General features: G+C 61.5%; 11 protein-coding genes. 8 read left to right on the top strand and 3 right to left on the bottom strand.

From position 1 onward, the window contains the following. Nucleotides 1–106: 106 nt before the first annotated feature. The 3 genes from AADA04_RS01655 to AADA04_RS01645 form a co-directional block, all read right to left on the bottom strand. Nucleotides 107–1,171, bottom strand: coding sequence for a hypothetical protein (locus AADA04_RS01655; RefSeq protein WP_340691489.1), 1,065 nt, complete (start codon nucleotides 1,169–1,171; stop codon nucleotides 107–109). 194 nt (nucleotides 1,172–1,365) lie between these two features. After that, the gene (locus AADA04_RS01650; RefSeq protein WP_340691488.1) at nucleotides 1,366–1,872 is read right to left on the bottom strand and encodes a thermonuclease family protein; all 507 of its coding nucleotides are present in this window, start codon (nucleotides 1,870–1,872) and stop codon (nucleotides 1,366–1,368) included. Between the two features lie 357 nt (nucleotides 1,873–2,229). After that, nucleotides 2,230–2,454: a hypothetical protein gene (locus AADA04_RS01645; protein WP_340691487.1), complete on the bottom strand. Its 225-nt coding sequence runs from the start codon at nucleotides 2,452–2,454 to the stop codon at nucleotides 2,230–2,232. Nucleotides 2,455–2,643: 189 nt separating this feature from the next. Between AADA04_RS01645 and AADA04_RS01640 the strand changes: the two genes are divergently transcribed. The 8 genes from AADA04_RS01640 to trbL form a co-directional block, all read left to right on the top strand. After that, on the top strand, nucleotides 2,644–4,629 hold the full coding sequence (locus AADA04_RS01640; RefSeq protein WP_340691486.1) for a conjugal transfer protein TraG: 1,986 nt from the start codon (nucleotides 2,644–2,646) through the stop codon (nucleotides 4,627–4,629). Continuing rightward, a complete protein-coding gene (locus AADA04_RS01635; protein WP_340691485.1) occupies nucleotides 4,626–5,096 on the top strand; it encodes a CopG family transcriptional regulator in 471 nt (156 codons plus the stop codon). The genes AADA04_RS01640 and AADA04_RS01635 overlap by 4 nt, the downstream gene beginning before the upstream one ends. Next, nucleotides 5,089–6,093 carry a P-type conjugative transfer ATPase TrbB gene (gene trbB / locus AADA04_RS01630; protein ID WP_340691484.1) on the top strand — a complete coding sequence of 335 codons (1,005 nt, stop codon included), beginning with the start codon at nucleotides 5,089–5,091 and terminating at the stop codon, nucleotides 6,091–6,093. Before AADA04_RS01635 ends, trbB begins: the two co-directional genes overlap by 8 nt. Nucleotides 6,094–6,119: 26 nt before the next feature. Beyond that, complete coding sequence (locus AADA04_RS01625) at nucleotides 6,120–6,419, top strand: TrbC/VirB2 family protein (protein WP_340691491.1); 300 nt, start codon at nucleotides 6,120–6,122, stop codon at nucleotides 6,417–6,419. After that, entirely contained in the window at nucleotides 6,419–6,691 is a 273-nt protein-coding gene (locus tag AADA04_RS01620; RefSeq protein WP_340691483.1) for a VirB3 family type IV secretion system protein, read from the top strand. Before AADA04_RS01625 ends, AADA04_RS01620 begins: the two co-directional genes overlap by 1 nt. Further along, nucleotides 6,685–9,114 (top strand): conjugal transfer protein TrbE, encoded by a 2,430-nt coding sequence (trbE, locus tag AADA04_RS01615; RefSeq protein WP_340691482.1) that lies wholly within the window; start codon nucleotides 6,685–6,687, stop codon nucleotides 9,112–9,114. Before AADA04_RS01620 ends, trbE begins: the two co-directional genes overlap by 7 nt. Continuing rightward, nucleotides 9,099–9,821: a P-type conjugative transfer protein TrbJ gene (gene trbJ / locus AADA04_RS01610; protein ID WP_340691481.1), complete on the top strand. Its 723-nt coding sequence runs from the start codon at nucleotides 9,099–9,101 to the stop codon at nucleotides 9,819–9,821. The genes trbE and trbJ overlap by 16 nt, the downstream gene beginning before the upstream one ends. 5 nt (nucleotides 9,822–9,826) lie before the next feature. Continuing rightward, nucleotides 9,827–10,695 (top strand): P-type conjugative transfer protein TrbL (gene trbL / locus AADA04_RS01605; RefSeq protein ID WP_340691490.1); only part of this gene is annotated, 869 nt, incomplete at its 3' end.

Below are 10,695 nucleotides of genomic sequence, written 5' to 3'. Positions count from 1 at the left end.
GATTAATCCCGTAAGCGGACACGCCGAGTGACCGATTTGGAGCGAGTTTAAGACGCTTGGCTAGGTCCATATTCGCCGTCAGAATAGCTCGACCTGTTTTCGCGGCTCAAATTCGCGAGAATAAATTTCTCACTAGGTTTTCGGCGACTGCGGCATGGTCCGGGACGGTGCCTGACAGAGTGAGGTTGAATTGGTGATCGCCCGCATCAACCCAGATTGACGTGTCACCTGCATATCCGTCTGATGACCCGCGCGTTAGAATAACTGACCGATCCCCGAGATCAGACAATGCCTTTCCGCCGATTTCCAGCATTCTGTCGAGGCTTGTGTCGCCCTGTTCGTAACGCGCCAGAGTCATCGACTTTTCGCTTGCGCCATATCCGCCGCGCCATTTGCAGCCGGCCTTCCCGTATGCTGAGCTGGACAGGCCGTCATCCGGGGTTACCCGCATGAGACTGCCTATGTTCTCGTCAGACCAGATATCGCAAAATTTGAGAGCGGGCTTGATCTCTCGGCGTTGGCTATCAATCGTCGGCGCCATCGGCAGTTTCGCGGCAACTTCTTCAGCTGTCGCCGTCAGGCGCGCGGGGTCCGTCTCAAGGCCAGTCACAAAGACCGTGACCAGTTTATCACCCTGCTCAAATCCCATCGCGAAGGGGCGTTCGGTTTCCCACGCAGTATCATACAAAATAACCGCAGCATCGCCGGGGCCCGGCTGGCCTTTTACAACGGGCGGCGTGTCCAGATTATAAGCTCTGTCTTTCAGCGGAGTTCCGGTAGCGGCGGGGTCGACGGAAACAATGACGGAGAAGCCTTCATTCTTGGACCACCGGCACTCCTCATTCGATACTTCCCGTCTGATCAACTCATAATCGGTATCTGCTGTCGCAACTGCTGTTGTGTCCGACAGGAAAGGGCATGGCGCTGTGTCTATAATTGTGTCTGAGACCAGGCCAAGCAATGCGTCACGGTCGAGAGGTGTTGTCGGCAGGGCGGCGCTGGACTCCGGTTCCGTTGCTCCGCCACGGGCGGGCGTATTTGCCGGTTCTCCTTGCTGCGGAAGCGCTGGCGGCTGGTCGGCTGAGTTTTTCGGAGTGTCACTGTTGCCACACGCTGCGAGCGCCAAGACTGCGCCCAAGGTGCTTAAGATGAAAGTGTTTCTGAAATTCATGATGCGTCCCTGCTCATCTTAACTTCCATACGTGTATAGAGCGGAAAACGTTGATATGCCAAACGCCGTATACGAACGCGCTTTGGTGACACATTGCAGCTATGTTTGAACGTCCTAATTAGGGCGTTTTAGGCCGCTTAGCTAATGTCTGGTTTTGCGCCCCAAGCAGCCTTAGTAGCTAGCGGCTAAGTAGCTTAGTGGTAGTTGCGATCTCCCCACAAATCATCGGGGCACGTGAGGCCCCACATGCCTCGCCGCCTGGATCGCGCTGTCCTTTCCTCGTCGGCATACTGGCCACGACTATACTTCGGCCAGTCTCGCGCCCACCCTGCGCCGACCATGATGTCACCCAGGTCAGTACCATTGACGCTGCATGTCGCAATGGCGCGGTCATACCGGTCCTCACCGGTTGTAATGCATGTGACAGTTTTGGTGCCGATCTGGTCGGACAGGTACAGGGCGGCTTTCTGGTAGACATTGGTGTCACCACATCGCTTGCCGCGTTCAGGAGAGTCAAAACCAGACAGCCGTATACGCTTGCCATGAATCTCGATCGTGTCTCCGTCGACGACTGAGGCAACACCGATGAGCTGGTCAGATCGCGCGTTCGTGGACGTGGCTGGTTCTGGCTCGGCATTCATCTGGCCGCAGGCGGCGAACAGAATGCAAAATGTCGTCAGGATGGCGTTGCGTGTTTTCATTGTTTAAGTTGAACATGATTCACGCGCTTCCGGAACATGGAGCAGGAGCGATATGGGTTGGGATGATGACAAGAGTGGAGACTACGTACCACCACCCGTGCCGAAATGGATTTGGGTCACCGCAGCCTTGATCGCTGCCGGCTTCCTGGCGCTTGTTGTGTTCGTTCCTTGATGCTGGCCTGGCGAGGCGGGAACTGGTCGAGGTAAAGTCGAGGACATGGTCGGTCGCAAGAACCTTGATCGCTTTTCTGAGTTTGCAGGGTGAGCCTTTCAACTGCCGGGACGTGCGCCGGAACCGGATCGTGATTTCAGTTCAGGTTTTGGCCGCCTACCCCACTGGATTGCGCCGACTGTGCATCAGCGTTTCGAGACGTGTCGCGCCAAGGCCGACGCGTCCGGGGCGCCGTGATCGGCCGTGCGGTGAATCTCATAGTGGCCAAGCGCCTTGAGGATGTGATCAGTCAGGTCGGACGTCGCCTTGTCTCCCTCAAACGGGAGTTTTGCTGTCAGACCGCGCTTGATGTGCGTCGGTGCTGTGCGGATTGCGACATAGATCGAGGTGCGGACATCTTCCATCTGCACGGCTTACGCCCAGAACATATGAAGAACAATCTTAGTGTTGAGTCATGTTGTGGAAAAAGCCGGTCGCGCAATCGCGACGCTTTGCTACTCGCGGCTGACGAACTTCTCCGTTCCGCTCCTCACAAGCGCTTGATATTGCATAATTTTCACTCTGGACGATGAGACAGTGGATGGCCCAGCCTAAGGGTCATGAAACCGAACACGACCCTCTCCTGGCAGATCCTCATTGTCCTCGCCGTCATTGTCCTCGCGGTGTGGACAGCCACCGAGTGGACGGCCTGGCAGCTTGGCTGGTCGGCGCGGCTCGGCGATCCATGGTTCGTGTTGGCGAACTATCCTGTCTATGCCCCATGGGCCTTTTTCGGCTGGTGGTTCTCGTTTGATGCCTATGCGCCGGACGTGTTCGACCGGGGCGGCCAAATCGCAGCCTCGGGCGGCGTGATCGCGGTGATCATTGCGGTCGCCGGATCGATCCTGCGAGCCCGGTGGGACAAAAAGGTGACCACATTTGGCTCGTCGCGCTGGGCGCTCAAGGGTGACATGCGCAAGGCGGGGTTGCTGGAACCTGCCGGCGTGTTCCTGGGTCAGGCCGAAGGATCATACCTGCGCCATGATGGGCCAGACCATGTCATGGCCTTTGCGCCGACCCGGTCCGGCAAAGGTGTCGGCCTCGTCGTGCCGACGCTACTGTCGTGGACGCACTCAGCCGTCGTGCACGACATCAAGGGTGAGAACTGGCAGCTCACATCCGGCTGGCGCTCGACCTTCTCCAATTGTGTGCGGTTTGATCCGACGGACAAGGGCTCGGCGCATTTCAATCCGCTGATGGAAGTCCGGCGCGGCGACTGCGAAGTGCGCGATGTCCAGAACATTGCCGATATCCTGGTTGATCCGGAAGGCATGCTGGAACGCTGGAGCCATTGGGAGAAGACCGCCCACTCGCTGCTCGTCGGCGCCATCCTCCATGTCCTCTATGCCGAGCGCGAGAAGACACTCGCGCGGGTTGCAAGCTTCCTGTCGGATCCCGACCGCACCTTCCGCGCCACGCTCACGATCATGATGCGCACGAACCATGTCGGCACGGCAGAAGCGCCGCAGGTCCATCCCGTGATTGCGCAATGCGCCCGCGAGCTGACGAACAAATCCGAAAATGAACTCTCCGGCGTCCTCTCCACAGCCATGAGCTTCCTGTCCCTCTATCGCGATCCCGTCGTGGCCGAAGTGACCTCGGCTTGCGACTTCCGGATTGCGGACCTGGTCGAAGGCAAGCGGCCTCTGTCGCTGTTCCTGGTCGTGCCGCCCTCGGACCTCTCCCGGACCAAACCCCTGATCCGGTTGATCCTAAATCAGATCGGACGCCGGCTGACCGAACATCTGGATGTGGAAGCTTCCGGTTCACGGAAGCAGGTCCTGTTCCTGCTCGACGAGTTCCCTGCCCTCGGCCGGCTCGATTTCTTCGAGAGCGCGCTCGCCTACATGGCAGGTTATGGTCTCAAGGCCTTCCTGATCGCGCAATCGCTGAACCAGATCGAAAAGGCCTATGGTCCATCGAACGCCATATTGGACAATTGTCATGTCCGGGTGGCCTTCGCGACCAATGACGAGCGTACGGCCAAGCGGATTTCAGATGCGCTCGGGACCAAGACCGAACAGCGCGCGATGAAGAATTATGCCGGCCACCGGCTGGCGCCCTGGCTGTCGCACAAGATGGTATCGCGCCAGGAAACCGCCCGGCAATTGCTGACGCCCGGCGAAGTCATGCAGCTGCCCTCGTCCGAGGAGCTTGTCCTTGTTGCCGGCTGTCAGCCGATCCGGGCGAAGAAGCTGCGCTATTATGCCGATCGCAATTTCACCTCACGCCTTACGAAGTCGCCCCGGGATGGTGAGGCCCTGCCCGAAGCTCGCCTGGATGACTGGGGTCAGCAGATCCGGACCCTGCATGAAGGCCTGATGGTCCCGCCTGCCTCTGACGAGAGCGATGAAGGTGGACCTGGCTTTGGAAGCGCTGGCACTCCAGTCCAATCCCCCGGGCCAAAGGGCCCCCGGTCGCCCGGGCCGGCCCGCGCGTCCCGGCCTCGCCAGCCACTCCAGAAAGGGCTGTTCGATGCGATCCCGATTGCGGACGGACTGGAACAGACGACCGGGATTGACCTGACTGGACGGGGCAACAAATGAAGCCGCGCATCCAGCCCTATATCTCTGCAGAAAATCTCGTTCGGCTCCGGGCCATGGCCAGGCGACCGGGCCTCTCAGAAAGCAAGATTGTCGACCGGGCGCTCGCCGCCTTGTTTGCGGGCGACACGGACGACCAGCGGGACGCCGCTATCACGCGGCGGCTCGACCGGTTGACCCGCCAGTTCGGACGGCTCGAACGCCATCACCTGATCCTTGGCGAGACCGTCTCGACTTATGTCCGCTATTTTCTGACCGTGACGCCGCCAGTGCCGGCCGACCAGCTCGATGCGGCGCGGGCCAAGGGTGACCTAAGGTTCGATTTCTTTGTTCGTCAGGTGGCCGAAAGCGTGCGCTCCGGCGACAGGATCCTGCAAAATGCCATCGAGGAGTTCATTGCTGGGCCGTCCGACTTTGTCAGCGAAGCCGAGCTTGACCGGCTAGGCGTGCGGAGCGGGATCGATGCGTGAAGCCCAGAGCCTCATCCGCACCAGCGACATGCTGGCGACAGCTTTCGGGCCTATCATCATGGCGGCACTGGCCGATGCCCAGGTCATCGAGATCATGGTCAATCCCGATGGCCGACTCTGGATCGAACGGCATGGCGCGGGGCGTACTGCCTGCGGCGCGGTGTTGGCACGGGCCCAGGTCGAGCGCGTGATCCGGCTGGTCGCAACTCATATGCGGCGTGACGCGACGGCGGACGCGCCACTTGTGTCCGCCGAGCTGCCCATGGGCGGCGAACGGTTCGAGGGTGTGTTGCCGCCGGTGGCGCCGGGGCCATGCTTCTCGATCCGCAAACCCGCCGGCCGCGTCATTCGGCTTGATGAATATGTCGCTTCGGGCGTGATGAGCGGCCACCATGCCGATGCGCTGCGGCGCGCCGTGCTCGACAAGTCAAACATACTGATTGTCGGCGGGACGGGATCGGGCAAGACCACGCTCGCCAATGCGCTCCTTGCTGAAATGGCCGAGACCGGCGACCGGCTGGTGATCCTCGAAGACACGCGCGAGCTCGCCTGCGGCGCACCGGATGTCGTGCAGCTGCGCACACAGCCAGGATCGGTGACCCTGTCGGCCCTTGTGCGCTCGACCCTGCGGCTCAGGCCCGATCGGATCATCATTGGCGAAGTGCGCGGGGCTGAAGCGCTCGACATGCTGAAGGCCTGGAATACCGGCCACCCGGGCGGGATCGCGACGCTGCATGCAAACTCCGCGCTCGCCGGCCTCTCCCGGCTCGAACAACTGATCGGAGAGGCGGCCGTAAACGTCCCGCATGACCTTATCTCCGAGACGGTGGACTGCGTCGTGTTCATCGCGCGTCGGCTCGGATCGCGCCGGGTCGAGACCGTCGCCTCGCTCTACGGGCTCGGACGACATGGCTACGACCTTCGCCCGATTGTGCCCGATCTGCAGCTCGTCCTGCCGAACCTGCCGTCTCTCCAACCTTCTGCACTCCACCACTGAAAGGAACACTCCCGATGAACCGAGACATGGCAAAAACCGTCAGCCTGACCGCCCTCACGCTGGTCCTTGTCCTGCCTGCCCATGCAGCCGGATCCGGCATGCCCTGGGAAGGGCCGCTGCAATCGATCCTGGAATCCATCGAGGGCCCGGTCGCTAAAATCCTCGCCACGATCGTCATCATTCTGACCGGCCTCGGCCTCGCGTTTGGCGAAAGCGGCGGCGGGATGCGCAAGCTCCTGCAGATCGTGTTCGGGCTTTCCATTGCCTTTGCCGCGACCTCCTTCTTCCTCTCCTTCTTCTCGTTCGGCGGTGGGGCAACGTTCTGATGTCCGCGCGTGCGCCCCTCCCTGAAGGCTATGTGACGCCGGTCCACCGCGCACTCACGGAGCCGATCCTCATCGCGGGTGCGCCGCGCATGGCGACCATCGTCAATGGCACGCTCGCTGCGGCCCTGGGGCTCGGTCTCCAGCTCTGGGGTGTTGGGCTTGCCTATTGGCTGATCGCCCATGGGCTTTGCGTCTTTGCGGCGCGCCGTGACCCGCAATTCCTGGACGTCCTGATCCGGCACGTCCGCCACAAGGGGTATCTCGCATGTTGAACCTCCGCGAATACCGTGCCCGCCCGGCCCGGCTCGTCGATCACCTTAAATGGGCCGCCCTCGTCGCGCCTGGCATTGTCCTCAACAAGGATGGCAGCCTGCAGCGCACGATTGCCTATCGCGGCCCCGACCTCGAGAGTGCGACACCGGAAGAACTGGTCTCCATCTCGGCCCGGATGAACAATCTGCTGATGCGGTTCGGGTCCGGATGGGCACTCTGGTTCGAAGCCGACCGCCGAGCCTCGACGACCTATCCGGACAGTGTCTGGCGTGATCCGGCCGCCTGGCTCGTTGATGAGGAACGCCGGGCCTGGTTCGAAGAGGCCGGCCGGCATTTCGAGACCGATTGCTACCTGACCCTCAGCTGGATGCCGCCGGCTGACCGGACGGCCCGGGTCGAGAAACTCTTCATCGAGGATCCGGCCGAGGCGCCGCGCAACTTCTTTGTTGAGAACCTGGACCGATTTGAAACCGAGACTGCTCGCGCGCTGGACCTGATGGCCGACCTGATGCCCGAGGCACGGTTCCTCGGTGACGATGCCACCCTCACCTATCTCCACGGCTGTATCTCGCTCAAGCGCCATCCTGTGCGCGCGCCTGACGCACCAATGTTCCTGGATGGCCTGCTCGCCGACACCGATGCGACCGGCGGTCTTGCACCCACGCTTGGGGACGAGACGCTTAAAGTCCTGACGGTGCGCAGGTTCCCTGCAGCGAGCGAGCCCTGCCTGCTGGCCGAACTCGACCAGCTGGGCTTTCCATATCGCTGGGTGACGCGGTTCATACCGCTCGACAAGCAGGATGCCGAAAGGATCCTGAACCGTTACATGCGCGGCTGGCTCGCCAAGCGCCGCTCGCTCGTGTCCTATGTCCGTGAAATCCTGACCAATGAGCAGGCGACCCAGTTCAACACGGATGCTGATAATCAGGCGACCGATGTCGACGCCGCCCTTCAGGCGCTTGGCGCAGGCCATGTTGCGTTCGGATATTACACAGCAACGCTGGTTCTAACTCATGCCGATCCGCTTGTGGCGGAGGAACGTATCCGGGCCGCCGAACGCGTGATCAATGCCCGCGGGTTCACCGCGACACCGGAAACCCTGAACGCGCTCGACGCCTGGCTCGGCACCCTGCCGGGCGAGGCCTATGCCAATGTCCGCCAACCGCTCCTTAATACGCTGGACCTCTCCCACATGGCGCCGCTCTCGGCCCAATGGGCCGGGCCCGAGCGCAACGACCATCTGAATGGCCCGCCGCTTCTGATGGCGCGTTCGGTCAGTTCCACGCCGTTCCGGCTCGTGCATACGCAAGGCGATGTCGGACATATGATGATTGTAGGACCAACGGGGGCCGGCAAGTCCGTGCTCCTCTCCCTGCTCGCGCTCCAGTTCCGTCGCTATGAAAATGCCCAGGTGTTCGTATTCGACAAGGGTGGTTCAGCGCGCGCCATGACGCTCGCGCTCGGCGGTGACTGGTATGACCTCGGTGTTGATGGCGCACACGCGTTTCAGCCCCTCGCAGACCTCGCCGATGAGGCTGCCCTGCCAGCGGCGGAAAGCTGGGTCCTGGCGCTGATCAAACAGGAAGGCGTCCAGGTCACCCCGGAAGTCCGCGAGGCGGTCTGGTCGGCCTTGCAAAGCCTTGCGGCGGCGCCCAGCCGCCAACGGACGCTGACGGGACTTACGGCCCTGATCCAGTCGTCCACGCTCAGACAGGCGCTGCAGCCTTACACGCTGGAAGGTCCCTATGGCGCACTGCTGGATGCAGATGCCGACAGTTTTGCGGCCTCCGACATGGCCTGTTTCGAAATGGAGGCGCTGATGCAGGACCGGCGGCTGGCTGCACCGGTGCTTGCCCATCTCTTCCAGAGGCTGGAAGCCCGGTTCGACGGGCGAGCGACGCTGCTCATTCTCGACGAAGCCTGGCTCTTTCTCGACCATCCGCTCTTTGCAGGGCGCCTGCGCGACTGGCTGAAGACGCTTCGCAAGAAGAACGTGTCGGTCGTGTTTGCGACGCAGAGCCTTGCCGATGTCACAGGCAGCCCGATTGCTCCAGCGCTCATTGAAAGCGCCCCGACACGAATCTTTCTTGCCAATGCACGAGCCGAAGAACCGGGACAGGCACGGACCTATGATGCGTTTGGTCTCAATGCGAGGCAGGTCGAAATGATCGCGCGGGCGACGCCGAAACGGGACTATTACCTGCAATGCCCGGCGGGCAACCGGCTCTTCGATCTGGAACTGGGTCCTCTGGCGCTCGCCTTCTGCGCGGCCGGGTCGAAGGCCGATCAAATGCAGATGAATGAGATTGTGAGCATCGTGGGACCGGAGGGGTTCGCCGCCGCCTGGCTCGCGGCGAAGGGGCTCGACTGGGCCTCTGACCTCATGGCTGACAGGGAGGCCGCGGCATGCGCCGCAGAGTGACCGCTGTACTCGTGGGGATGTTGGGACTGTCCCTGACAGTACCGCACGCAGACGCCCTGCTCGGTGTCGGGGACGTCGTGATCGACCCGACGAACCTGGTGCAGAACATTGTGACGGCCACCAATACGCTGGAGCAAATCAACAACCAGGTCACGCAGCTCCAGCACGAGGCCCAGATGCTGCTGAACCAGGCTGAGGATTTGAAACGCCTCGACTACGCCTCGATCGAGCACCTCAAGCGTCTGCTCGAACGGATCGATACGCTGATGCGCGAGGCGGACGAGATTTCCTACGAGGTCGAGACATCCGAACGCCGCTATGAGGACGCCTTCCCGGAGAGATACGAAAACCTCTCGAACGAAGAAATAATTGTTCAGGCGAGGGACCAGTGGCGCCTGTCGCGAAGCAGTTTCGCAGGCGCTGTGCAGGTCCAGTCCGCGATCGTGTCGGCTATCGCGGACTCGCAAGCTACGCTCAGCGAGCTTGTTGCAGCAAGCCAGTCCGCCTCCGGCAATCTCTCCGCCCTACAGGCTGGTAACCAGCTGATCGCGCTCTCCATCGCGCAGCAGGTACAGATGCAGAAATTGATGACGGCGCAGTACCGGATGGAGACGGTCGAATCCTCCCGGCGCGCCGCACTCGAGGAGCAGGCCCGTGTGCGCCATGAGCGTTTCCGCGGCGACGGCGCCGCCTATACGCGGGACTGATGGCAATGGAGGATCTCAATGTCATCGACCAGTTCGTCGCGACCTTTTCGACCTATATCGATAGCGGGTTCGGATTGCTTGAGGGCGATGTCGCTTACCTGACCTCGGTCCTGATCGCGATCGATATCACGCTGGCCGGACTCTTCTGGGCCATGGGACCGGACACAGATGTCATCGGCCGGTTTCTTAAGAAGGTTCTCTATGTCGGAGCTTTCGCGCTCATACTTGGTAACTTCGCCCTGCTTGCCGACGTCGTGTTCCGGAGTTTTGCCCAGCTCGGCCTCAACGCGACCGGCGGGACGCTGACCGCCGATGATATCGTCAAACCGGGCTTCGTCGCCGCGACAGGCTTTGATGCCGCCTATCCCCTGCTTGATGAAATCAGGAAGCTTACCGGGCCGATCGCCTTCTTCGAAAATATCGTGATCATTGCCGTCCTCTTCCTCGCCTGGCTGATCACGCTTCTCGCCTTCTTCTTTCTTGCGATCCAGCTCTTCGTCACCATTATCGAGTTCAAGCTGACAACGCTTGCAGGCTTTGTGCTGATCCCCTTCGCGCTCTGGAACAAGACAAGCTTCCTCGCCGAGAAAGTTCTCGGCAATGTCATCGCGTCGGGCATCAAGCTCATGGTGCTCGCAATCATTGTCGGGATCGGCTCGACCATCTTCACCGCGATCACGGCGACGTTCGAGCCGGACAATGTGACGCTCGAACAGGCCGCCTCTGTCATTCTGGGCTCGCTGTCCCTGCTCGCGCTCGGCCTGTTCGGCCCCGGCATCGCGACGGGCCTTGTCTCCGGCGCGCCCCAGCTTGGCGCAGGCGCCGCTGTCGGCACGGCAGCCGGTGTCGCCGCCGGAACACTCGCCGGTGGGAG

Source organism: Hyphomonas sp. (assembly GCF_037969335.1).
In the GTDB taxonomy this organism is placed as follows: Bacteria; Pseudomonadota; Alphaproteobacteria; order Caulobacterales; family Hyphomonadaceae; genus Hyphomonas.
The sequence above is the reverse complement of the archived record's forward strand: the minus strand, read 5'-3'. Positions and strand labels throughout refer to the sequence as shown.

What these genes read in the sequence shown, in the direction of transcription:
- trbJ (WP_340691481.1), top strand. Translation starts at nt 9,099, where the DNA reads ATGCGCCGCAGAGTGACCGCTGTACTCGTGGGGATGTTGGGACTGTCC.
- trbE (WP_340691482.1), top strand. Translation starts at nt 6,685, where the DNA reads ATGTTGAACCTCCGCGAATACCGTGCCCGCCCGGCCCGGCTCGTCGAT.
- AADA04_RS01625 (WP_340691491.1), top strand. Translation starts at nt 6,120, where the DNA reads ATGGCAAAAACCGTCAGCCTGACCGCCCTCACGCTGGTCCTTGTCCTG.
- AADA04_RS01620 (WP_340691483.1), top strand. Translation starts at nt 6,419, where the DNA reads ATGTCCGCGCGTGCGCCCCTCCCTGAAGGCTATGTGACGCCGGTCCAC.
- AADA04_RS01640 (WP_340691486.1), top strand. Translation starts at nt 2,644, where the DNA reads ATGAAACCGAACACGACCCTCTCCTGGCAGATCCTCATTGTCCTCGCC.
- AADA04_RS01650 (WP_340691488.1), bottom strand. Translation starts at nt 1,872, where the DNA reads ATGAAAACACGCAACGCCATCCTGACGACATTTTGCATTCTGTTCGCC.
- AADA04_RS01655 (WP_340691489.1), bottom strand. Translation starts at nt 1,171, where the DNA reads ATGAATTTCAGAAACACTTTCATCTTAAGCACCTTGGGCGCAGTCTTG.
- AADA04_RS01635 (WP_340691485.1), top strand. Translation starts at nt 4,626, where the DNA reads ATGAAGCCGCGCATCCAGCCCTATATCTCTGCAGAAAATCTCGTTCGG.
- trbB (WP_340691484.1), top strand. Translation starts at nt 5,089, where the DNA reads ATGCGTGAAGCCCAGAGCCTCATCCGCACCAGCGACATGCTGGCGACA.